The following is a 21,938-nucleotide window of genomic DNA, read 5'->3' on the forward strand; positions in this document are numbered from 1 at the left end:
AAGGGAAAGGGAGTCCGTCCCCTTCCCTTGTCCGCTTTCATTATAGCGTTTCTGTCCGAAAGAACCAAGTCCGGCCCTTTCCGGGAGCTATGAATTAAAGACCTTGTTTTGCGATGTAAGCTGCAAGGTCAACAACGCGGTTAGAGTAGCCGCTTTCGTTATCGTACCAAGAGATTACTTTTACCATGCTGCCTTCCATAACCATTGTAGAAAGAGCATCGATTGTAGAAGAGTTAGCATTGCCGTTGTAGTCTCCGGATACTAATGGCTCTTCGCTGTAGCCAAGGATTCCTTTAAGATCGCCTTCAGCCGCTTCTTTAAGAGCTGCGTTTACGTCTTCAGCCGTTACGTCTTTGTTAAGTTCAGCAACTAGGTCAACAAGAGAAACGTTTGGAGTCGGCACACGCATAGCTCCGCCGTTCAGTTTGCCTTTCAGTTCAGGAAGAACAAGGGAAACTGCTTTAGCAGCACCAGTTGATGTAGGAATGATGTTTTCAGCTGCTGCACGCGCACGACGGTAGTCTTTGTGCGGAAGATCAAGAATTTGCTGATCGTTTGTGTAAGAGTGAACAGTTGTCATCATACCGCGTTTGATGCCGAATTTGTCGTTAAGTACTTTTGCAAACGGCGCAAGGCAGTTTGTTGTGCAAGATGCGTTAGAGATAACATGGTGGTTAGCCGCATCGTATTTGTCTTCGTTAACACCCATAACGATTGTGATATCTTCTTCGTTAGCAGGTGCAGAGATGATAACTTTTTTCGCGCCTGCTTCTAAGTGTTTCGCAGCGTCTGCGCGTTTTGTGAAGAAACCAGTAGATTCAACTACGATTTCAACGCCTTGTTTGCCCCAGCTGAGTTTCGCAGGATCGCGCTCAGCAGAAACTTCGATTGTTTTGCCGTTAACAACAAGGTTGCTGCCGTCAACTTTAACTTCTGCATCTAATTTTCCGTGTACGGAATCATATTGTAAAAGATGAGCAAGCATGTTAGCGTCTGTTAAATCGTTAACCGCTACTACCTCAACTTCAGGATTGTTTAATGCTGCGCGGAATACGTTACGTCCAATACGACCAAAACCGTTAATACCGACTTTTACTGCCATGATTATTTCCTCCTTTAAATAAGTGAGAGATATTTATATTGAGGGACTGTTATCCCTTAATAACTTCTTTGCGGCTCCTTCGTCCGTGACGAGAACCGTGTTTCGCTGCTTTTTAAAATAAGCTTCGATTGCTTCTGCTTTTGATGATCCGCCCGCTACCGCGATAATGTCGGGAATGGCATCGAGGTCATCGAGCTGCATTCCGACTGAATGCACCTTGTGAACGACTTCTCCGTCCGCATTAAAGTAGTAGCCGAATGCCTCTGTCACCGCATGATTGTCATCTATTTTCTTCAAATCTTCCAAAGGCGTGTTTCTTCGCTCCGCCATTGTTCTAGCTTCGCCGATTCCGTGAACGAGCATACTCGCTGATTTAATCGTGTGAAGCACCTCTTTTACGGAAGGTTCTTCAATAATAGATGAGTAGGCGCCTTGTGACAGCTGTCCGGGAACGAACAAAAGCCGATAAGTGCCTGAAGCCTTTTCCGCCATATGCGCGCATATGGTGTTCGCCTGGTTTTTCACATCTTCGCCTAAACCGCCTCTTGCGGGCACAAACAGGAGCTCGCGGTTTTTTGAATCCGGCGTCATCATATCGGCGACGGCTTCAATTGTCGTACCGCCGGTTACAGCGACGATATTTTTGCCTGAAAATCTCTTTTTCATACATGCAACGGCCGCTCTCCCTAATTCTTTTTTGACCCAAGGAGATTGGTCGCTGTCTCCGGAAACGATAATGGCGTCTTTCAGATTAAGCCGCCCTTTTAATGTCTTTTCCAGAAGCGTCAATCCTAAAACATCCTTCATCGTATCTTCCAGAATCGAAAGCAGTGAATAGCCCTCTTCCGTCATTGTCATGCCGTTTGTTTTAATATCGATGAGATTCTGTTCTTTCAAAAACTGAACCTCGCTTCTGAGAACGCGCTCGGTCAATCCGAGACTGGCTGCAAGACTTCTGCGGCCGATCGGTTCGGTAAGCCTGATATACTGCAAGATTTCAAATCTTTTCTGCATCACAAGCAAAAGATCAGGCAATAATTTTTTTTGAGCTTGTATTAACTGGTTCATGACTCAAACGTTCCTTCCTATTCATACTGGACAAAAAATGTCCCGCTATGACAAAAAACGTCCCATCATAGCCAAAAAAAATTATGTCTGCTTTCTTTAATTATTTTAACAGGATGACATTGTTAATTCAACTGTTAAAGGTCAATTCCTCGACATTCTTCGCAGGGTTTTCCAGTATCTCCTTGATACAGTCATTATATACAGAAACGGAATGAAGGTGACAGACAAAAGCCCGCCGGAGCAGACTTTTGTCGTAAAACGCTTTCATTTTATCCAGAGTTTTTCTATTTCTTCTAATGATTTATTTTTCGTCTCAGGGCAGATCGTCACGACAAACAAGAAACAGAGAATATTAATGACGGCAAATATCCAGAAGGTGTACGCGAGCCCTAACCCGCTGATCATCATCGGCACGAACTGGCCGATCGCCCAGTTGGCCCCCCATAAGAATATCGTCGCAATACCGGCGGCGCGTGCGCGGAGGTGGTTCGGAAAGATTTCCGAAATCATGATCCACGTAATCGGCCCGACTGACACGCAGAAAGCGGCGACGAATCCCAATATGATGACGACTAAAGCCGGACCGCTCGCCAGCTGAAAATAAAAGGCTGCCCCGATTAAGATCATGAACAGCGCCATAAAGGCAGATCCGACCCCCATCAGCTTTTTCCGGCCTACTTTATCCACTAAAAGAACGGCGATGACGGTGAAAATCACTTCGACGACACCGACGATGCATGTCGTGATAAACCCCGCATTCTGTCCGAAGCCCATCATTTTGAAAATTTCCGGCCCGTAATACGTAATTGCGTTCATGCCGATGACCTGATTGAATAAAGCCAGCAGAATCCCGATCACAAGCGCTTTTCTCAGCCCCGGTTTAAACAGCTGAGACAATGACCCCATTTTTTCTAATTGCAAAGACGTTTCGATTTGTTTGATTTCTTCTTTCGCGGTCTGCTCGCCGTTAATGCGCGTCAGCACGGCGAGGGCTTCATTCCGGCGCCCCGCTTTCGCAAGCCAGCGCGGACTTTCCGGCACGATAAGCAGCACGATAAAAAAGATGACGGACGGAATCATGCCGTAAGCGAGCATCCACCGCCAGCCGGTGTGCACCCCCCATTCATACGAGCCGGACTGCTGGACGGCAAGGTTAATAAAATAAGTGCCGGATATCCCTAATATCGTAAACAGCTGATACAGTGAAGACAGACTGCCGCGTATGGCCGGCGGAGCGGCTTCGGTAATATACGTGACAGAAAGCGAGGAGCCCATGCCGATTCCCAGACCGCCGATGACTCTGGCGATCACTAAGGAAGACACACTTTGAGAAAGCGCAGAGACAACCGCTGACACCGCAAACAACAGCGCCGCTGCCATCAAAATCTTTCTCCGTCCGAAACGGTCACTCAAAAATCCGGAAATCCCGACGCCGAAAACACCGCCGATCATAATGCTTGAAATCACGAGCCCTTCCATAAAAGGACTTAAGCGGTACAAATCTTTCAGGAAACCGATGGCGCCGGAAATCACCGCCGTGTCATAACCGTACAAAAGCCCTCCCAGTCCGGCCGCGCATGAGATGAGAATGACAAACCACTTGGAATGCTGCCGAGTGACAGGTACATTTGAGCCAATTGGTGCCGGGTGATTCTTCATGAATTTTACCCTCCCGCGAAAAATAGAATAAAAACGCTTACAAAACAGAGTGCGGCGCTTGATGTTGCTTTGTTTTCTTCAGAACCGCCACATTTGTACGTACTTATAAAGAATTTTATCTAAAAATAAGGAAAATTAGTACGTACAAATAAAGAATAAGCAGTTTTTCATAATCTGTCAATTATTTTTACAGCTTGATGAAAGGGCTTACTATGTTATACTGGAATTTGTCCGTATACATTTTGGAGGAATTGATATGCTACCGAAATATGCTCAAGTAAAAGAAGAAATTTGTTCATGGCTGAATCAGGGAAAAATACAGCCGGACGAAAAGCTGCCTACGGAAAATGAGCTGATGCAGCAGTTCGGCGTCAGCCGCCATACCATCAGAAAGGCGATCGGAGATTTGGTCTCGCAAGGGCTGCTGTACAGCGTTCAGGGCGGAGGCACCTTTGTCGCTTCACGCACGGCGAAATCAGCCATGCATTCAAACAAAACGATCGGCGTCATTACAACGTACATATCAGACTATATTTTTCCGAGCATCATCAGGGGAATTGAATCTTATTTAAGCGAACAGGGCTATTCCATGCTGCTGACGAGCACCAACAACAATACAGAAAGTGAGCGGCGCGGCCTTGAAAACCTGCTGTCCAAAAATATAGACGGGCTGATTGTCGAGCCTACAAAAAGCGCGCTGCAGACGCCCAACATCGGCTACTATCTCAATCTGGAGAAAAACGGCATTCCGTTTGCCATGATTAACGCCTCTTATGCGGAGCTGGCCGCCCCGAGCTTTTCCGTCAATGATGTCAAAGGCGGCATGATGGCTTGCGAATACGTCATGTCCCTCGGCCACACGCACATTATGGGAATCTTTAAAGCGGATGACACGCAGGGCGTCAAACGGATGAACGGCTATCTTCAGGCGCATCGGGAGCGCGGGATTTTCCCGTCTCCGGACATGATCGTGACTTACACGACTGAGGAAAAAGAAACCGTGCTTCTCCAAAAAATTAAGCATACCCTTGAGCAAAACAGCGGATCATACCCGACGGCCATTCTTTGCTACAATGACGAAATTGCGCTGAAGACGATTAATCTTCTCAGGGAAATCGGGTTAAAGGTGCCTGATGACGTATCGGTCATGGGCTATGACGATTCACATTTCGCCCAGATTTCCGAGGTGAAACTCACCTCTGTCAAGCATCCGAAATCCATTATGGGGAAAGCGGCGGCAAAATATGTCATCGACTGCTTAGAACATAAAAAGCCGAAGAAGGATGACGTCGTGTATGAACCGGAACTCGTCATCCGGAATTCAGTCAAGCGGATCGGCGAATAAAAAAAGCAATGTGCGCGGCACATTGCTTTTTTTGCTCAGCTGTTTTTTAATTCGGCGATGATTTCAAATGATCTCATTCTGTCGGCATGCTCAAAGCTTTCTGAATTCACCATGATTTCATCCGCCTGTGTTGTCCGGATGAAGCTTTCCAGCTTTTCCTTCACACGCTCCGGTCCGCCGACGATCGTTGAACTGAGCTGATCATTGACCATCGCTTTTTCATACGGCGACCAGATTTGATCCATGTCTTCAACAGGAGGCTTCAGCTGGTTCGGCGTGCCGCGGACGAGGTCTAAAAATCTTTGATAATGCGATGTTGCCAGATGCTCCGCCTTTTCATCCGTATCGGCGGCAATGACGGTGACGCCGACCATCGCGTACGGTTGATCCAGTACGTCTGACGGACGGAAGGAGCTGCGGTACAGTTCAAGAGCGGGCACGGTATTTTTCGGTGAGAAGTGAGCCGCAAAGGCGAACGGAAGCCCGAGCTCTCCCGCAAGACGCGCGCTGAAGCCGCTTGAGCCCAAAAGCCAGATCGGCACGTCCAGCCCTTCGCCCGGAATGGCGCGGACTTGATTGCGCACATTGCCTGTCGGTTTGAAGTAATTTCTCAATTCTTCAAGCTGCTCCGGAAAATCTTCCCCGCTGTTTATGTTTCTTCGTAAGGCTCTCGCCGTTAATTGGTCGGTCCCCGGCGCGCGTCCGAGCCCCAGATCAATCCGCCCCGGATATAACGTTTCAAGGGTTCCGAACTGCTCCGCGATCACAAGTGAAGAATGATTCGGCAGCATAATACCCCCAGAACCGACGCGGATTTTTTTCGTGCCGCCGGCGATGTGGCCGATCAGCACCGCCGTTGCCGAGCTGGCGACGCCTTCTATATTATGATGCTCCGCAAGCCAATAGCGGTTATAGCCCCACTCCTCGGCGCGGCGCGCTAAATCCATGCTGTTGCGGAACGATTCAGCAACCGTTCCCCCCTGTACGACCGGCGATAAATTCAATACGGAAAACGCAGTATCTTTCAATGTATGTTCAGCCATCGTTTTCTCCTTTATGGTTTAGTGTAAGCAGATCTTAAACAAGGTCTCTACCACACACCTTACCACAGCTTTTCCCGTGAGTTAAACAATTTGATTCGATGATCTTCGAACAATCAGTCAGCGGTCGTCACTAGTGAACTCTGTATGAATGAATCTATTACATTCAGATATGACGAGCTTTTCATCCTATAAAAGTGAAAATCTATCGTTGAAAGAACAAACCCAATAATGTTAAGATATGTATGATATTGAATAGGAAGGAAGTCATAGTCTATATGCGCAAAAAAATCTTAATGGCACTCACAACAGCTTTACTGGCAGCAATCTTCTTTACAGGAAACACCGATAAGGCATATGCCGCAGACTTTTACTCCGGCACTGAGCAGAATTTAAATGTAAGCGGATTTACCGATGCCTCCTACTACACTAAAAAAGCGAAAAGTGTCGATTTTACTCTCAGTACAGCGTATCCGTCAGATCGAACTTTTAAAGGAAACCTATACTTACAGCGAAAGTCCGGAAAGAAATGGACGACTTGTAAAAAAACAACCTTTTCTTTCTCAGTAAGGGTGACTAAGTCATTCTCTTTAAAAGGATGCAAGACAGGTTATTATCGTGTCAAAGCTACGTTCAGCGGTTCAAAACTTGTCAATACGACTAACTCTTTTAAAATTAACCGATAAGATTCAGGGCCCTATGATGATTAGGGTCTTTTTTTATTCGTTCTTTGTGAGTTCCTGTGCGATTTGAATAAAAAGTTTTGCCGCCAATGAAGCCTCCTTTATAGAAGGAACGGCAAGCAGAACATCACGGTACACCGCCTGATTGAGTTCCCTTGTCACGACATTTTCCGGCAGCGATATTCCCGACATAGACATTTGTGATAATATCGCAATTCCCAGTCCCTCTTTGATCATGCTGATGGACGTATTGACGTTGTAAACAGTGAATGCGGCAGTCAGTTCAGATCCTGCCTCCTTAAACATATCAATAAACGGTGATTCGTATCCTCCGTCACAGATGATCATCGGCTGGCGGTCAAGATCTTTCAGAGTGATTGACTCACAGTTGCAAAGCGGGTGATCATTTCTAAGCACGACGGCCATTTTATCTTTTTTCAGCGGCAGATATTCCATGTCTTCCGTAGGAAAAAGAGTGATACCCACATCTATTACCCGGGAGCGGAGCCATTCCTTTACTTCGTTAACCGTTCCTTCATGAAGCACCAACTCAAGCTTCGGATACCGTTTTTTAAACACGCTGATCAGCTTTGGAATGAAATAAGCGGAAGCGGCCGGAAATGTGCCGATGTGAATCGTTCCCTGTTCAAGCCCTCTTTCCGCTGCCGCCAGCTGCTCGGCTTTTTCTATGCCTTTGAGCACCTCTCTGATATGGACGAGAATTTTTCCGCCCGTGTCCGTGAGCCTTACGCCGTTGCGGCGCTCGCGGACGATCAGCTTGATGCCGAGCTCTGACTCAAGCGCAGAGATGGCATGGCTGACGGCGGGCTGCGTCATATTCAGCGCCTGCCCCGCTTTTGTAAAGCTTCCCGTTTCAGCGATTTGAACAAAAACCCGCAGTTGTGTAATCGTCATAACGTTTTACTTATGCTCCTTATAAAAAAGATTCATTTTATTTATCTTACTGATTACCGTATCATATGATGGAATTGTTCTACAAGGAGTGAACGACGTGAAACAGCTTTCGAAAATACAGACGGCTCTTATGCTGGCGTTTCTAGTCACGGTATGGGGAATTAACTGGCCGCTGACAAAGGCCGCGCTTGCCTATTCGCCGCCCCTTCTGTTTGCCGGAATCCGCACGCTGATCGGCGGACTTCTATTATTAATGGTTGCGCTGCCCCGTTTTAAAAAGCTGCGTTTTAAAGAAACGTGGCCGATCTATCTTATTTCTGCCATTTTAAATATTACTTTATTTTACGGCCTGCAAACGGTCGGCTTGAATTACCTGCCTGCCGGCTTATTTTCAGCCATCGTGTTTTTCCAGCCGGTGTTAATGGGCGTTTTTTCTTGGCTGTGGCTCGGGGAATCGATGTATCCTTTAAAAATAGCCGGTCTTATTCTGGGCTTTGCCGGTGTCGCCGTCATCAGCGCAGCCGGTTTCGGAGGCCATATTTCCATCGCCGGCATTCTTTTGGCCTTAGGCTCCGCGGTCAGCTGGGCGCTCGGCACGGTATATGTGAAAAGAACGGGCGGACGCGCGGATTCTATCTGGATGGTCGCTCTTCAGCTTCTGATCGGCGGCGTGCTGCTTGTCAGCTCCGGCCATTTTTCAGAAAGCTTTTCAGCGATTCAATGGAAAGCTCCGTTCATTCTGAGCCTTCTGTTCATTTCAGTTTTTGTTATCGCGCTCGGCTGGCTCGCCTTTTTTACGCTTGTCGGTTCAGGGGAAGCAAGCAAGGTCGCCTCTTACACCTTCCTGATCCCGCTCATATCCATTACCGTCAGCTCGATATTCCTGCATGAGCCGCTGACCGTCAGCCTTTTAGCCGGACTGCTTCTGATCGTCACAAGCATTTGTTTTGTGAATATAACACCGAAGAAACTGAAAACACCTGCTCTGGCCGCAGAAAAAAAGGCCGTTCATTAAAAAAACTCTTGCCGCGGGGCAAGAGTTTTTTTATTTATTGACGTCTCCCTTTCACGAGATACGCAGCCGTAATGAGGAGATAGATGGCCGCAGTGATGCATGTAATGACGATGGATGTCGTGGCAATCACGCCGACCAAGATGGCCAAAAGCGCAAGCACCGCGAACCATGTCGTGTACGGGAACCATTTGACGTAATAAGCCGGTTGTTCTGTTGAATGTTTTCTTGATTTCAAATGGGCGAATCCGATAATCAGCCAGATGAACAGCACGGTATAGCCGAGGGAACCCATCAAATAATTAAACGTCTGGCTTCCTGCGAATAAAGAAATCAGGACGCCTACATATAAAAATGACGTACAAGTCAGAATCGCATAAACGGGAACCTTTTTCTTCGACAGTTTTGAAAAGATTTTCGGCACCCGGCCGTCAGAAGCCTGTGTAAACAAGACGCGGGATGATCCGTACAGTCCCGAGTTCATAGACGAGATAATCGCAAGAAGAATGACGGCATTCATAATATGGTCGGCACCCGGAATCCCTATCATCTTAAATACTATGACAAACGGGCTTTCCGGAACGCTGTTGACTTGATTCCAAGGAATCAGGCTGACGATGATGAAAAACGGCAGCAAGTAAAAAGCGACAATCCGCGTTAACGTGCTTCGGACAGCTTTCGGGATCACCTTTTCGGGATTTTTTGTCTCCGCCAGCGTGACGCCGATGATTTCCGTTCCGCCGTATGAGTAGATCACGACGAGCATCGCCGTAATGACGCCCCCCGCTCCATGCGGGAAAAACCCTCCGTGATCCGTTAAATGAGACAGCCCCGGCGCCGTGTGATTGCCGAATGAGAAAAATAATAGCAGAATCCCGCATAAAATAAAGATGACAATCACTGTAATTTTAATGAGCGCGAGCCAGTACTCCGTCTCGGCAAACAGTTTCACAGAAAGCATGTTTACGACCGTCACCACAATGGAAATGATCAAAGCCAATATCCATATCGGACATTCCGGCAGCCAATATTGAATGAAAATGGCGGCTACGACCGCCTCCGCGGCAATATTGAGCACCCACATTTTCCAATAGATCCAGTCTAAAAAGTATGCAGCGTACGACCCGAGAGACTGCTGAACCAAATCACGGAACGTCCTTGCATGTTTGTTTCTGACTGCCATTTCGGCCAGCCCCTGCATAATAAACAGCAGAATGATTCCGCCGAGGAGGTAGGCCAATAACACGGATGGCCCCGCTTCATCAATCGCCGTGCTGCTGCCTTTAAAGAGCCCGGCCCCGATTGCGCCTCCAAGCGCCATCATCATAATGTGTCTGGACGACATCGTCCGTTTTAATGTTTGCTTGTCCTTTTCCATCTATCACACGCCCTCTCGCAAAAAGTGTTCATCACATAAAAAAGCACGCCGCCTCTTTGGGAAAAGAGACGGCGTGCCTCAGGCAGCCGCGGTACCACTCTTGTTGATCCCGAATATCCGGAATCCAGCTTAAAAACCTTTTAACGAAGGTCAGCCGTTAGGACATAGGGAATATTCCGACAATTCCGTTCCGCCCTGCCACTTCCGGGCGAGTTCAAAGAACAATCAGTCCGCGTTGCACCAACCCGCGGCTCTCTTTTTCTGACTGGATTCTTTTACTGCTCCCGTTCACAGTGTTTTATGTTAAATGAATCTCTTGAGTTTTTATTTTCTGAATATAGTAACATAATATACAGTCTTCTATTTTCAAAGTCAATACTAATTTTTGCCGCTGGTTTTCTTATCACCTATTTAAGACATTTTGACTGACCATGTTTATATTCATATGCGGGGTGAGCCGGCCCCTAATATGGCGTAATCAGCACTTTATATATATTGTTCAAACAGAAATTCCGAAAAGCTTCTACGATTCCATGAAGCCCTTCAGTTTTATAGATGAAACGAAAAAAAGAGCTCATTTCAAAGCGCCTGCCCCAGAGCTGATTCTGCGCTAAGCAAAAAAGACCACCATAAAGTGGTCTTTTTAAGTTGACTTTCTTTTAATAAGTTTTAGGTTCAACTTATTTATATTGGGGACATCTTTGTTATTCATTAAGTTATATAATAAATTTGCTGCTGTTTGTCCCAACTCTTTAATCGGTTGATGTATCGTTGAAAGTTCTATTACCTTAGATATCGGCTGATTATCAAATCCTATAATCGCCAGTTCTTCAGGTATTCGTATTCCCTGTCTTTTCGCTTCATAAATGATCCCTGCCGCAACATAATCACTTCCTACAACCATTGCCTCAGGACGAGGTGACTTATTTAGTAATAATTTTGCTATTTCTATACCATTTTCAATAGTGTACTGTTCCTCAAAGTACCAATTATCACTCCATTTCAATCCGTATTCATTTTGAAAGTGAAAAAATGATTTTTTTCTGCTTATGCCAACACCGCTCTTAGGATTTCCTATACATAGACCAATGGATTGATGTCCTTGATTTCGCAGATGATCAATTGCCATTTTGATTCCTGACTCATGATTAATAAATATATGTGCAACCTGTTTGCTTGCAGAAGCTTCACAGGAAACAATATTGCCAAACCCAGATATCTCGTCGAGTACGTGATGGGGGCTTACACAGGATCCCAAAATAAGACCGTCAATAAGTTTGTATTTCAATCTGTTAAAAAACTCCATTTCTTGTTCAGGATCGTTATTTGATTGGTGCACAAGCAAACTGTAATTATGTTTATTACACTCTTCGCCTATTCCGGCAATCAGTTTACTGAAAAACGGATGGTTGATTTTAGGAACAATGACTCCGAATACATTTGTCTTCCCCCTGGATAGGTTAATCGCGTTGAAATTTGGTACATAATTTAATTCCTTCATAGCTTTTAACACAGCGTCCCGCTTCTCAGGTTTTACATAAGGATGATTATTGAGAACTCTAGAAACTGTTGTCCGGGAAACGTTCGCTTTCTTTGCTATCTCTGTAATGTTTGTCATTACTGTTACTCCTTCTTAGACAGCGTTATCAGGATTTCACACTGAATAACACAAGGGGAAAAAAAGCATTTAAATAATAGTTTTATCATGGCCTGCATGAATATGTGCGCCTTCCTGTCCCACACTATAAATAGAACGGGGCTTCCCCATCTTGTGTAATAGTTTGTCAAATAAACCTACTAATATCCCCAGACATAGCAGCACAATGATGGTTCCTATCCCAATCGGCCCCTGAAGAATGATTGCAAGCACAAAAGCTAAAGCTTCCCCTATCGTCTTTGTAATATTAATACCCCAACCTGTACGTTCAGTAATAGCCAACATTAATTCATCATTCGGTATCGAAGGAAAAGATGCTCTTAAATAAATAGCGATTCCCATAGCCAATATACACAACCCTATCAAAAATAAACTCCATTGAAGAATTACAGAATCTGTTTTTAAGAACGAAAGAACCTTTAAGTTTAAAAGGTCAACAAAACTTCCAATAATAAAAATCGGAATAAAACCGGCTAGATTAGGAAACCGCATTTTTATGAGGCTGTTTATAAAGATAAGGATTCCTCCGACAATGAAAACCCATGACCCGATTGTAAGGCCAATTATTTCTGATAAAGCCACGTTTAGAGCATCCCAGGGGGCAATCCCGGTATTAGATTTAATCATACATACAACCCCTATGGATAAAATAAACAATCCGGCAATATAGATTAAACATCTTTTCACAAAATGGCTCATGGCTGTATACTCCGCGGTTTAGGGTCTTCTTCTTTCGTCAGAATGTAATGATCAAAAGCATAAGATACACCACACTCATCATTCGATAACGTTTTAAAAGCAGCCAATTGAATAAGCTTCTTATCTGCATTCCCCATGGCTATCCCTATTCCTGCTGCCTGAAACATAGGCAGATCATTTAAATTATCACCTATTGCGATTGCATTCCGCGCATCCGTTCCATAATGTTCACAAAGTTTATTTAATGACGCTCCTTTATCTACTCCTGCACTTGTGATTTCAAGATTGAATGCTCCTGAACTCGTTACGGCACACTCCTTCAGTTGTCCAAAATATTCTTTAGCTTTTTTTAATTTTCTTTGGTTTGGCGAAACGATCATACATTTTATGACATACCGATAATCGATAGGGTCAATTGTACCCGGTATTTCCTCTAACCCGTATTGATGGATTTGAGCTTTAATAGAATTCCAAAATACTTCTTGATTAAAATGAGGTTCTTCCATTACTGTATTGTAAAGTTCTTTTTCAAGCTGCTGAATTCCTTGATTTGATACGGCAATTTTGTCAGATAAATAGAGCTGATAATAGATTTCTTCTTTATTTAACCAAGTGATGATAGGTTGGATTACATCTGAATCCATAAAATGTTCGAATATTACCTGATTTCCCACATCAATTTGAGCGCCGTTTGAAGCAATAATCGGAAAATCCAAATCATATTTATTGATGATGTGTTTTGCATCAAATAAAGCTCTCCCTGTAGCGATTGTTACAAGATGACCTTGTTTTTGTCCAAGCTTTAAAGCTCTTACATCTTGTTCTTGGATAGTTAAGTTCTCTGATAACAGCGTGCCATCTAAGTCAATTGCAATTACTTTCATGTGAATTTCCTCCTCAGAGTTTAAAAATCATTGAAAGTATAATGTATGGTACGCGTTTCAGAGCAATTAGATTATTATATTAATTTGAAGTTTTTCTCCAGAAACTGATTAGGCCTGTGTTTCTCAAGTGTTCTCCTGCTTAATAATCCTTCTCTTTTGATCAATCCAGTTAATAAAGAACTGACTGCTAATGGCGGAACACTAATTTGAAGAAATTCATCCGGAACTTCAAGCGCCGGCAACTCACTAGAAACTGAACTGTAACAGGACAGCTTACACTTATGGCCGGCGAATTGGGCACCGGCACTTTTCAGAGAACGATCACTTTTTGTGAAAATCGGATGTATGAAGTTTCATTGAGGCGGTGTCCCCGATATACTTTTCTCTTTTCTTTCATTTGCGGTAAAGAAAACAAAACCTGATTCCCTTATGACAGAACTTGCTTTATCATAAAAGTATGCGTTTACATTCGAGTAGGGAGGTTATAGCATGACCCCTGTGAATTCAAGCAGCATCGGGAAGATTCAGGCGGCCAGCAAAGGTTTGTCGCCAAAATTGAGAGCGATTGCAGACCATATCGTGAAGGAACCGAAAGACGTGATTCACCTTTCCATCATTCAGCTGGCGGAAAAAACGAAAAGCTCTGAAGCGACGATTTTCAGGCTGTGCAAACGGCTCGGTTTTTCCGGCTATCAGGATTTAAAAATCGCGCTTGCTCAGGAGATCGTTCAGGAGCCGGTGCAGCACATTCATGAAGAAATGAGCCCCGACGACGATATCGAAGTCATCATCCGGAAAGTTTTCCGCACAAACATTTCCGGGCTGACCGATACCTTTCAATTATTAGATCCGGCCGATGTTGAAAAAGCGGTAGAAATGATCCACCGCGCAGACAGAATCGAATTTTACGGAAACGGCGGTTCCGGGCTGATCGCCACAGACGCGTATCATAAATTTATGCGTACGGGTATAAATTGCATCGCGCACACGGATTCTCACTTTCAGGCGATGTCAGCGGGTCTTCTCGGTCCCGATAGCGCAGTCATCGGCATTTCTCATTCGGGAAGCAACAAGGACGTGCTCGACGCGGTGAAAACGGCCAAATCGCTCGGCGCCGGCACGATCGGCATTACTAGCTACCAAAAGTCGCCGCTCACCCAGATTTCCGACGTGGTGCTGTATACGTCAACAAGGGAAACGGCTTTCAGAACGGAAGCGATGTCCGCAAGGCTTGCCCAGCTGTCGGTCATTGATACACTGTATTTCGCCACGGCCCGGCTGCGGCAGGAGAAAACGCTCGCCAACTTGCAGCAAATCAGAAAAATGATCGCGCACAAACGTTTGTAATATTTATTTTTCAAAAGAGAAAATGCCGATACAGCGGGAATTGAGGCAATTTTATGAAAAAATTTTTCTTCTTCATCGTTGATTTATAAAAAAATTATTCCTATAATTGACTTTGTAAGGGCATACATTATCAATCTATCTTATTATTCAATCAGATTAGGCGGGATATATTATGAAGGAAACCCAAGCTGTTATCGGTCTGGATATCGGCACGACCAGTACGAAAGCCGTTCTGTTCGGACCAAGAGGCAAAGTGTTAGCCAAGCATTCGGTTCACTATGATTTAATACAGCCAAAGCCGGCATGGGCCGAGCAGGATCCTGAGCACATTTTGGAAGCGGTGATCGGAAGCATCAGGGACGCCGTCACAAAGGCCGGACTGAGCCCTGACAATCTGCTTGCAATCGGCATCAGCACCGCCATGCACTCATTGATAGCTGTCGATCAAAACGGCGGCCTGCTGACCAAAAGCATCATTTGGGCGGACAACCGCAGCGCCGAGCAATCAAAACGGATTTTAAAAGAGATGAACGGTTTTGATATTTATAAAAGAACGGGTACGCCGATTCACCCGATGTCTCCGCTTTCCAAAATTGTGTGGATGAAAGAACAGGACAAGGAGACATTCGCGAAAACCGCCAAATTCATCAGTATTAAAGAATATATTCTGCACGAGTTTTTCGGAACTTATGTCGTCGATTATTCGATCGCTTCGGCAACGGGGCTGTTCCGTTTAGATACGCTTTCCTGGGATGAAGAAGCGCTCCGGATTGCCGGAATCCGGGAAGATCAGCTGTCGGACATCGTGCCGACCACTCATCAGCTGCGCGGCCTTGCGCCGGAAATCGCTGCACGGATGGGCATTCATGCGGATACACCGTTTATTATCGGCGCAAATGACGGCGTGCTCGCCAACCTTGGAGTCGGCGCGATCGGCAAAGGCGAAGTGGCCGTTACGATCGGAACAAGCGGAGCCGTGCGTTCGGTGACGGATGCGCCGATTACGGATGAAAAAGCGCGGACATTCTGTTACGCGCTGACTGACAAGCATTGGGTCATCGGAGGCCCGACGAATAACGGAGGCATTATGCTGCGCTGGCTTCGAGACGAATTCGCTTCTCCGGAAGTCGAAACGGCGAAGCGGCTCGGCATTGATCCGTACGATTTAATGATTGATATCGCTGATAAAGTGCCCGCAGGCTCTGAGGGATTGCTGTTTCTGCCGTTTTTATCAGGGGAGCGCGCGCCGTTTTGGAATCCGAATGCCCGCGGAACGTTTTTCGGCATCAGCCTCCGCCATAAACGGGAGCATTTTATCAGAGCGGTGCTGGAAGGCGTCATCATGAGCGTCTTTTCAATCGGTGTCGCACTGAGAGATTTGGCGGGCCCTGCAAAAGACGTGCGGGCTTCGGGAGGATTTGCGAGATCACCGCTTTGGAGGCAGATTTTGTCCGATACGATGGGACGGGAAGTCCTCGTTCCGGAAAGTTACGAAGCCTCGGCGCTCGGAGCTGCCGTTCTCGCTTTGCACAGCCTTGGCGAAATGGAACGGATCGAGGATGTTCAGGACTGGATCAGAATTTCTCACCGCCATGAACCGAACGTCAAAAACAGCGAAACATATATTGAGCTGTTTTACTTATACGAGCGGCTGTATGACAAGCTCAAAGATGAATTTGACGTCATCAGTGAATTTCAGCTCAAACAAAGCCGTTAATTCTTCTTTGAAAGGGTGAAAAGGTCATGTTACTGTTTATTGTCATTGCCGCTATTATCGTTTTACTCTTATTGATTACGGTCGCTAAATTAAATCCGTTTATCAGTCTGCTGATTACATCCATCCTTGTCGGTTTCGCAACGGGCATGAATCTGCCGGACATTATCGCTTCGATGAAAACCGGGCTCGGCAATACGCTGTCGCTGCTTGCGATCGTGCTGGCCCTCGGTACGATGCTCGGAAAAATGATGGCTGAATCAGGCGGTGCGGAGCGTATCGCCCACACCCTGATCGGCCGCTTCGGCAAAAAGAAAGTGCATTGGGCGATGATGGCCGTCGCTTTTATCGTCGGCATCCCGGTCTTTTTCCAGGTCGGCTTCGTCCTGCTCGTGCCGCTTTTGTTTACGATTGCAATTGAAACCGGGGTTTCATTAGTGACGATCGGGATTCCGCTCCTTGCGGGGCTTTCCGTCGTGCACGGATTGGTTCCGCCCCACCCGGCGGCGATGGCAGCTGTCGGCATTTATCACGCCAATGTCGGAAAAACGATTTTGTTTTCTTTAATCGTCGGCATTCCGACTGCCATCATCGCCGGGCCGCTTTACGGAAAATGGATTGGTAAGCGCATTCATAAACCCGTTCCCGAACTGTTGAAAAAACAATTTATTGAACGGAATGAAAAACGCAAGCTTCCGGGATTCGCAAATACATTGTTTACGATATTGGTACCGGTGATCCTGATGCTTATGGCAACGCTTGCCGAAATTGCGCTTCCGGAAAAAAGCACGCTCTATGAAACTTTTAAATTTATCGGCGACCCTGTCACGGCGCTTTTGATCGCCACGGTTTACTCCTTTTTCAGCCTTGGTTTTTATCAGGGCTTTGACAGAGAAAGCATTTTAAAATTCAGCAATGACTGTCTCGGGCCGATCGCTTCCATTCTGCTTGTGATCGGAGCCGGCGGCGCTTTTAACAACGTCCTGATTGATTCAGGCGTCGGCACGTATATCGCTGACATGGCGAAACACTCAAGCTTCTCTCCCGTTCTTTTAAGCTGGACGATCGCGGCGGTCATCCGTGTCGCCACAGGTTCAGCGACTGTCGCCATGATGACGGCGGCCGGCATTGTTGCTCCGATTGCATCTGTCATGCCGGGCGTCAGCAGCGAGCTTCTCGTTTTGGCAACGGGAGCAGGCTCTTTGATTCTGTCACATGTCAATGACTCCGGTTTCTGGCTCATTAAAGAGTATTTCGGAATGACGGTAAAAGAAACGTTCCTGACATGGACGGCGATGGAAACGATTATTTCTGTCAGTGCGATCTGTTTTATCATGATCATTAACGCGTTTATATAAAAACAAACCCCGGCCGCATGAAGTGACCCCTGTCAAGCAGACAGTGTTAAAAAAACACGAAGCAGCCTGAGTCCTGTATTGATATGGGCTCAGGTTGTTTCACTTCTTTTGGAACCGTTGATGGTTGTAAAAATAAATATATTTACATACTGCTTCTTGAACTGCTTCAGCTGTCTGATAACCCATCCTATCATTTAGGTGAAGATCAACAACTTTTTTCTTAAAGTGAAGATCATAAGTTTTACGTGTTTTCCCCATAAAAAATCCCCCCCATTGCAGACAGATCAGTATGCTTTCTATTTTTTCTGTCTGCTATGAGGGGATCATATCAATATGAGCTGGGCTCCTCTTTCTTTAACGAAACAAAAGAACAGCTAATATCCCTAGATTAATTATTCCTAAAAGGAAGGAAACGACGGCTATCCCTTTGTTTTTCTGCATAAAATAAAGACCGTTTATAACTAAGATACAGCTGATCAAAGCATCAAATAATCGGAGAGCCATAACGTTAAAATCAACTTCCGACTCAAAAAAGCTAAATATCGATACTGCTATTAAAAAGATTACTGATACTGTGATATAAATCAACCAGTCCCTAGATGCATTGATCTTTTCAGTTTCTTTTTGAATACTGTTCATAAGTTGTTCAAAACCACCTTATAACAATATTTCCTAAATCTTATAATATTCGCCTAATCATTTTCAATGCATCGTTATAATGGTAAAAAAGAGGGGTATTTCTTCCCCCTCTCCTTAATTATCCGCAAATTAATTTTATTGCTTTGCTTTTTGAGTTGTGCTTGTTCATTTCTCTGGCGATTGTCTGATAACCCATCCCATCATTTAGGTGAAGATCAACAACTTTTTTCTTAAAGTGAATATCATAAGTTTTACGTATTTTCCCCATAAAAAATCCCCTTCATTGCAGACAGATCAGTATGCTTTCTTTTTTCTGTCTGCTATGAGGGGATCATATCAGAAAACCGGGGTTTGTTTTTTTATCGGTCATTCACAAGGATATAAGCGGCTTTAACGGGTCCGTGGACGCCGACAACCAAATCCATTTCGATATCGGCCGAGTTGCTCGGTCCAGTAATATAGTTGATGCAGGAAGGAACGGTGACGCCGTCTCTGATCTGCTGTTTCAGTATATCGCTGGCCTGTGTCATTCTCGGCACAATGGAAGATTTCGGGATGATTGCGATATAGGTGGTCGGAAGCAGGCTGACAGAACGGCCGGCATGCTCTGACGCATACAAAACGACGGTGGCTGATTCCGCAAGCGTGATCTCGCTGAATGTAATGCCCACATTCGCTTGTTCCGCTTTTTCAATATTTTTCGCTCCTTGTTCCGCGTCCCATTCCCAAACGGGAATCCCTTCGTCCGGCCACTCTTCTGTCATAAGGGTCTGCAAGCCGTACGTTTCAAACCGGCTGTCCTTCGGAATGATGACAGGCCCTCCTTCAAAGCGGTTCACCTGCGTGCGCAAAGCGTCGTAAAGCCCGGCTGCATCCGTTTCGATCAGTTCGGTATGAATGTTGACGCAGTGGTCTTTCAGCATCGTGACAAGATCGTCTTCCGTACAGTCCGCATGCGTTTGATATTGTGGCTGATACTTCCATTCAGGCAGGGACACGCCTGATTTCCTGCGCTCTCTGCCCAGACTTTCGGCGATCCGGTTTAAAAAGGATTCCTGATGTGTAACCGTCCCTTTCATCATCATTCTTCCCCCTTTTGTTTTTCCCGGTCTTTAAACCAATCTCTGAACCTCGATTTATGCGGCGCCGGGAAATCCCGTATTGCCGTCCATTCTTTTAACGGCCCCGGCCCTTTTGATATTTTGTCATCTTCCGTAAACGGCGTCATGGCGGCAGGCGCCCATTTCGATCCCATTTTATAAAGGGACGGGGATGACGAGCCGAGCCCGAAGGCTTTCATCGCCAGTTTTTCGCTGATCGGCGCTTTGCCCTCTTTTTCCACGATGTTCTGCCGATGCTTGAGCAGCAGCTCGTGCAGCGGAATTTTGACGGGACATGCTTCCGTACAGGCCGCACATAAGGAAGATGCGTACGGGAGCTCCTTGTATTCGTCATATCCGCCGAGAAGAGGCGATAAGACGGCGCCGATCGGACCCGAATAGATGGACCCGTACGAGTGTCCGCCGACATGCCGGTACACGGGACAGACGTTGATGCAGGCGGCGCAGCGGATACATTGCAGCACCGATTGGAATTCCGTGCCGAGTATGCGGGAACGCCCGTTGTCCACAACCACGAGGTGGAATTCCTCAGGCCCGTCAGCTTCTCCTTGCTGACGAGGTCCCGTCAGCGCCGTAATGTAACTTGTAAGCCGCTGGCCGACGGCGCTTCTCGTCAGCATGCTGACAAGCACTTCAAACTCAGAAAATGAAGGAACGATCCGCTCCATTCCCATCACGGTGATCTGCGTCTTCGGCAGCGCGGACACAAGGCGGCCGTTTCCTTCGTTCGTCACGAGACTGACCGATCCGGTATCCGCGATTGCAAAGTTGCAGCCTGTAATGCCGACATCCGCTTCGAGAAATTTTTTCCGGAGAACGCTGCGCGCGTGCATAACGAGCTCTTCCGGTTTTTCCGTCTGTTTATATTCGAGTCTCTCTTTAAACACGTCACGGATCTGCTCTTTGTTTTTGTGAAGAGCGGGAGCAACGATATGTGACGGCGGATCGTGGTCGTCAATCTGGAGAATGTATTCGCCGAGATCCGTTTCTGTGACTTCACAGCCCTCTTCCTCAAGCACTTCGTTCATATTGATTTCTTCTGTCACCATGGATTTGGATTTTACGATTTTTTTGGCGTTTTTCTGCCGGATGACATCGCGGATATAGGAGGACGCTTCTTCCGCCGTTTCGGCGAAAAAGACATGTCCGCCTCTGTTGGCGACGTTTTCGGCGAGCTGTTCCAAATAGAAATCAAGATTGTCCAGCACATGCTGTCTGATTTCTTCCGCATGGGAACGCCAATCCTCCCAGTTTCCCAATTCTTCGGCCGCCTGAAGCCTTCTTGTCCTGAGCCGTTCCTGCGCTCCGGAGACGGCTCCTCTCATAAACTCATTATCTATTCCTTCTGATACCCGCTCTTTAAAAGCGGCGGTACCGATTTTCATCGCCATGATTTTCCCCCCTTGTTGTTTCTCGTCTTATCTGCTGTTCAGCACTTCGGCGATGTGCATGACTCTGACGTTTTTATCCTTACGGTCAAGACGCCCTCCGATATTCATCAGACATCCGCAATCCGCCCCGATCAGCACCTCGGCCTCCGTGTCTTCCACGCAGGCGACCTTCTCATCCACCATTTGTTCAGAGATTTGCGCCATTTTCACAGAAAACGTTCCTCCGAATCCGCAGCATTGATGTTTTCCGGGAAGCGCGGTCAGCTCGAGCCCCTTGACATGGCGCAAAAGCTTCATCGGCTCCTCCGACACGCCGAGCAGCCTCGTCATGTGGCACGATGTATGGACTGTCGCTTTTTTTTGCAGCACCGCCCCGACATCCTCCACCCCGAGAACGTTGACGATAAAATCTGTTAACTCATATGTTTTGTCCGCAAGCTGCTGCGCTTTTGCCGCCCACTTCGGATCGTCCTGAAACAGATGCGGATATTCACGGAACATCGTCGTACAGGAACCTGACGGACTGACGACGTACTCCGCTTCTTCAAACGCGGCAATCATCCGCTTCATCGCTTTTTTCGCATCCGTCACATACCCGCTGTTGTATGCGGGCTGCCCGCAGCAGATCTGCCCCTCGGGAAAATCCACCTCACACCCGAGCCGTTCCAGCACCTCAACCGTCGCCTTTCCGACATTGGTCTGGAACATATCCACAAGGCACGTGACAAATAATGAGACTTTCATGATGAACCCCTCTTTCATCCTCAATATGTGATCCGGTCATCTGATGACCTGTTTTTAGGAAAAGCTCTATGAATATCCTACACTATTCTGAATATGGATTGGAAGGTTTTTCTGAAAAATCCTTTCGTCCGATGCGCTGAAGGGGACAAAAAAAAGAGAAGCCCGAAAGCTCCTCAAGCTGC

At 46.4% G+C, this 21,938-nt stretch carries 21 protein-coding genes and 1 other annotated feature; of the genes, 6 read left to right on the plus strand and 15 right to left on the minus strand.

The genetic code is table 11. From position 1 onward, the window contains the following. Positions 1 to 94: 94 nt before the first annotated feature. The 3 genes from gap to araE all read right to left on the minus strand — a co-directional run bounded on the left by gap (position 95) and on the right by araE (position 3,829). Positions 95 to 1,102 carry a type I glyceraldehyde-3-phosphate dehydrogenase gene (gene gap, locus G4O42_RS16365; protein ID WP_003151611.1) on the minus strand — a complete coding sequence of 336 codons (1,008 nt, stop codon included), beginning with the start codon at positions 1,100 to 1,102 and terminating at the stop codon, positions 95 to 97. A 33-nt stretch (positions 1,103 to 1,135) separates the two neighbouring features. Continuing rightward, positions 1,136 to 2,170 (minus strand): gapA transcriptional regulator CggR, encoded by a 1,035-nt coding sequence (cggR, locus tag G4O42_RS16370; protein WP_032876392.1) that lies wholly within the window; start codon positions 2,168 to 2,170, stop codon positions 1,136 to 1,138. A gap of 264 nt (positions 2,171 to 2,434) precedes the next feature. Then, the gene (gene araE, locus G4O42_RS16375; RefSeq protein ID WP_032876389.1) at positions 2,435 to 3,829 is read right to left on the minus strand and encodes an arabinose-proton symporter AraE; all 1,395 of its coding nucleotides are present in this window, start codon (positions 3,827 to 3,829) and stop codon (positions 2,435 to 2,437) included. Positions 3,830 to 4,085: 256 nt separating this feature from the next. Here araE and araR point away from each other — a divergent pair, with 256 nt between their 5' ends. Continuing rightward, positions 4,086 to 5,174, plus strand: coding sequence for an arabinose utilization transcriptional regulator AraR (araR, locus tag G4O42_RS16380; protein WP_032876386.1), 1,089 nt, complete (start codon positions 4,086 to 4,088; stop codon positions 5,172 to 5,174). A gap of 35 nt (positions 5,175 to 5,209) precedes the next feature. On the opposite strand, the gene G4O42_RS16385 is transcribed toward araR, so the two are convergent. Continuing rightward, on the minus strand, positions 5,210 to 6,217 hold the full coding sequence (locus tag G4O42_RS16385) for an LLM class flavin-dependent oxidoreductase (RefSeq protein ID WP_032876383.1): 1,008 nt from the start codon (positions 6,215 to 6,217) through the stop codon (positions 5,210 to 5,212). Positions 6,218 to 6,492: 275 nt separating this feature from the next. Between G4O42_RS16385 and G4O42_RS16390 the strand changes: the two genes are divergently transcribed. Further along, positions 6,493 to 6,900 (plus strand): hypothetical protein, encoded by a 408-nt coding sequence (locus tag G4O42_RS16390; RefSeq protein WP_032876379.1) that lies wholly within the window; start codon positions 6,493 to 6,495, stop codon positions 6,898 to 6,900. A 33-nt stretch (positions 6,901 to 6,933) separates the two neighbouring features. Here the strand turns inward: G4O42_RS16390 and G4O42_RS16395 are convergent, their stop codons facing one another. Continuing rightward, positions 6,934 to 7,812, minus strand: coding sequence for a LysR family transcriptional regulator (locus tag G4O42_RS16395; protein ID WP_032876375.1), 879 nt, complete (start codon positions 7,810 to 7,812; stop codon positions 6,934 to 6,936). Between the two features lie 97 nt (positions 7,813 to 7,909). Between G4O42_RS16395 and G4O42_RS16400 the strand changes: the two genes are divergently transcribed. After that, positions 7,910 to 8,827 carry a DMT family transporter gene (locus tag G4O42_RS16400; protein ID WP_032876372.1) on the plus strand — a complete coding sequence of 306 codons (918 nt, stop codon included), beginning with the start codon at positions 7,910 to 7,912 and terminating at the stop codon, positions 8,825 to 8,827. Positions 8,828 to 8,861: 34 nt separating this feature from the next. On the opposite strand, the gene G4O42_RS16405 is transcribed toward G4O42_RS16400, so the two are convergent. From G4O42_RS16405 to G4O42_RS16420, 4 genes are all read right to left on the minus strand, one after another. After that, complete coding sequence (locus G4O42_RS16405; RefSeq protein WP_007613881.1) at positions 8,862 to 10,202, minus strand: amino acid permease; 1,341 nt, start codon at positions 10,200 to 10,202, stop codon at positions 8,862 to 8,864. Positions 10,203 to 10,263: 61 nt separating this feature from the next. Continuing rightward, positions 10,264 to 10,503, minus strand: a binding site (T-box leader). A gap of 342 nt (positions 10,504 to 10,845) precedes the next feature. Beyond that, positions 10,846 to 11,820: a LacI family DNA-binding transcriptional regulator gene (locus G4O42_RS16410; RefSeq protein ID WP_032876369.1), complete on the minus strand. Its 975-nt coding sequence runs from the start codon at positions 11,818 to 11,820 to the stop codon at positions 10,846 to 10,848. A 69-nt stretch (positions 11,821 to 11,889) separates the two neighbouring features. Continuing rightward, positions 11,890 to 12,558: a YczE/YyaS/YitT family protein gene (locus tag G4O42_RS16415; RefSeq protein WP_032876366.1), complete on the minus strand. Its 669-nt coding sequence runs from the start codon at positions 12,556 to 12,558 to the stop codon at positions 11,890 to 11,892. Further along, on the minus strand, positions 12,555 to 13,442 hold the full coding sequence (locus G4O42_RS16420; protein ID WP_032876363.1) for a Cof-type HAD-IIB family hydrolase: 888 nt from the start codon (positions 13,440 to 13,442) through the stop codon (positions 12,555 to 12,557). Before G4O42_RS16420 ends, G4O42_RS16415 begins: the two co-directional genes overlap by 4 nt. 489 nt (positions 13,443 to 13,931) lie before the next feature. Here G4O42_RS16420 and G4O42_RS16425 point away from each other — a divergent pair, with 489 nt between their 5' ends. The 3 genes from G4O42_RS16425 (at position 13,932) to G4O42_RS16435 (ending at position 17,861) form a co-directional block, all read left to right on the plus strand. Beyond that, positions 13,932 to 14,789: a MurR/RpiR family transcriptional regulator gene (locus G4O42_RS16425; protein ID WP_032876360.1), complete on the plus strand. Its 858-nt coding sequence runs from the start codon at positions 13,932 to 13,934 to the stop codon at positions 14,787 to 14,789. A 172-nt stretch (positions 14,790 to 14,961) separates the two neighbouring features. Then, on the plus strand, positions 14,962 to 16,506 hold the full coding sequence (gntK, locus tag G4O42_RS16430) for a gluconokinase (protein ID WP_032876357.1): 1,545 nt from the start codon (positions 14,962 to 14,964) through the stop codon (positions 16,504 to 16,506). A gap of 26 nt (positions 16,507 to 16,532) precedes the next feature. Beyond that, positions 16,533 to 17,861, plus strand: a complete 1,329-nt coding sequence (locus tag G4O42_RS16435; protein ID WP_007407373.1) for a GntP family permease — start codon at positions 16,533 to 16,535, stop codon at positions 17,859 to 17,861. Positions 17,862 to 17,960: 99 nt separating this feature from the next. Here the strand turns inward: G4O42_RS16435 and G4O42_RS19825 are convergent, their stop codons facing one another. From G4O42_RS19825 to G4O42_RS16465, 6 genes are all read right to left on the minus strand, one after another. Beyond that, a complete protein-coding gene (locus G4O42_RS19825; RefSeq protein ID WP_174514581.1) occupies positions 17,961 to 18,119 on the minus strand; it encodes a hypothetical protein in 159 nt (52 codons plus the stop codon). Between the two features lie 96 nt (positions 18,120 to 18,215). Next, on the minus strand, positions 18,216 to 18,500 hold the full coding sequence (locus G4O42_RS16445) for a hypothetical protein (protein WP_032876353.1): 285 nt from the start codon (positions 18,498 to 18,500) through the stop codon (positions 18,216 to 18,218). A gap of 118 nt (positions 18,501 to 18,618) precedes the next feature. Continuing rightward, entirely contained in the window at positions 18,619 to 18,768 is a 150-nt protein-coding gene (locus G4O42_RS16450; protein ID WP_032876349.1) for a transposase, read from the minus strand. Positions 18,769 to 18,859: 91 nt separating this feature from the next. After that, positions 18,860 to 19,582 carry a LutC/YkgG family protein gene (locus G4O42_RS16455; protein WP_025649302.1) on the minus strand — a complete coding sequence of 241 codons (723 nt, stop codon included), beginning with the start codon at positions 19,580 to 19,582 and terminating at the stop codon, positions 18,860 to 18,862. After that, a complete protein-coding gene (locus G4O42_RS16460; protein ID WP_007407375.1) occupies positions 19,582 to 21,012 on the minus strand; it encodes a LutB/LldF family L-lactate oxidation iron-sulfur protein in 1,431 nt (476 codons plus the stop codon). Before G4O42_RS16460 ends, G4O42_RS16455 begins: the two co-directional genes overlap by 1 nt. Positions 21,013 to 21,039: 27 nt before the next feature. Then, positions 21,040 to 21,756, minus strand: coding sequence for a (Fe-S)-binding protein (locus G4O42_RS16465; protein WP_014418920.1), 717 nt, complete (start codon positions 21,754 to 21,756; stop codon positions 21,040 to 21,042). Between the last annotated feature and the right edge of the window lie 182 nt (positions 21,757 to 21,938).

Origin of the sequence: Bacillus sp. LUNF1, from assembly GCF_011008975.1 — a bacterium.
GTDB classification, from domain to species: domain Bacteria; phylum Bacillota; class Bacilli; order Bacillales; family Bacillaceae; genus Bacillus; species Bacillus velezensis.

What these genes read in the sequence shown, in the direction of transcription:
- gap (WP_003151611.1), bottom strand. Translation starts at nt 1,102, where the DNA reads ATGGCAGTAAAAGTCGGTATTAACGGTTTTGGTCGTATTGGACGTAAC.
- cggR (WP_032876392.1), bottom strand. Translation starts at nt 2,170, where the DNA reads ATGAACCAGTTAATACAAGCTCAAAAAAAATTATTGCCTGATCTTTTG.
- araE (WP_032876389.1), bottom strand. Translation starts at nt 3,829, where the DNA reads ATGAAGAATCACCCGGCACCAATTGGCTCAAATGTACCTGTCACTCGG.
- araR (WP_032876386.1), top strand. Translation starts at nt 4,086, where the DNA reads ATGCTACCGAAATATGCTCAAGTAAAAGAAGAAATTTGTTCATGGCTG.
- G4O42_RS16385 (WP_032876383.1), bottom strand. Translation starts at nt 6,217, where the DNA reads ATGGCTGAACATACATTGAAAGATACTGCGTTTTCCGTATTGAATTTA.
- G4O42_RS16390 (WP_032876379.1), top strand. Translation starts at nt 6,493, where the DNA reads ATGCGCAAAAAAATCTTAATGGCACTCACAACAGCTTTACTGGCAGCA.
- G4O42_RS16395 (WP_032876375.1), bottom strand. Translation starts at nt 7,812, where the DNA reads ATGACGATTACACAACTGCGGGTTTTTGTTCAAATCGCTGAAACGGGA.
- G4O42_RS16405 (WP_007613881.1), bottom strand. Translation starts at nt 10,202, where the DNA reads ATGGAAAAGGACAAGCAAACATTAAAACGGACGATGTCGTCCAGACAC.
- G4O42_RS16410 (WP_032876369.1), bottom strand. Translation starts at nt 11,820, where the DNA reads ATGACAAACATTACAGAGATAGCAAAGAAAGCGAACGTTTCCCGGACA.
- G4O42_RS16415 (WP_032876366.1), bottom strand. Translation starts at nt 12,558, where the DNA reads ATGAGCCATTTTGTGAAAAGATGTTTAATCTATATTGCCGGATTGTTT.
- G4O42_RS16420 (WP_032876363.1), bottom strand. Translation starts at nt 13,442, where the DNA reads ATGAAAGTAATTGCAATTGACTTAGATGGCACGCTGTTATCAGAGAAC.
- G4O42_RS16425 (WP_032876360.1), top strand. Translation starts at nt 13,932, where the DNA reads ATGACCCCTGTGAATTCAAGCAGCATCGGGAAGATTCAGGCGGCCAGC.
- gntK (WP_032876357.1), top strand. Translation starts at nt 14,962, where the DNA reads ATGAAGGAAACCCAAGCTGTTATCGGTCTGGATATCGGCACGACCAGT.
- G4O42_RS16435 (WP_007407373.1), top strand. Translation starts at nt 16,533, where the DNA reads ATGTTACTGTTTATTGTCATTGCCGCTATTATCGTTTTACTCTTATTG.
- G4O42_RS19825 (WP_174514581.1), bottom strand. Translation starts at nt 18,119, where the DNA reads ATGGGGAAAACACGTAAAACTTATGATCTTCACTTTAAGAAAAAAGTT.
- G4O42_RS16445 (WP_032876353.1), bottom strand. Translation starts at nt 18,500, where the DNA reads ATGAACAGTATTCAAAAAGAAACTGAAAAGATCAATGCATCTAGGGAC.
- G4O42_RS16450 (WP_032876349.1), bottom strand. Translation starts at nt 18,768, where the DNA reads ATGGGGAAAATACGTAAAACTTATGATATTCACTTTAAGAAAAAAGTT.
- G4O42_RS16455 (WP_025649302.1), bottom strand. Translation starts at nt 19,582, where the DNA reads ATGATGAAAGGGACGGTTACACATCAGGAATCCTTTTTAAACCGGATC.
- G4O42_RS16460 (WP_007407375.1), bottom strand. Translation starts at nt 21,012, where the DNA reads ATGGCGATGAAAATCGGTACCGCCGCTTTTAAAGAGCGGGTATCAGAA.
- G4O42_RS16465 (WP_014418920.1), bottom strand. Translation starts at nt 21,756, where the DNA reads ATGAAAGTCTCATTATTTGTCACGTGCCTTGTGGATATGTTCCAGACC.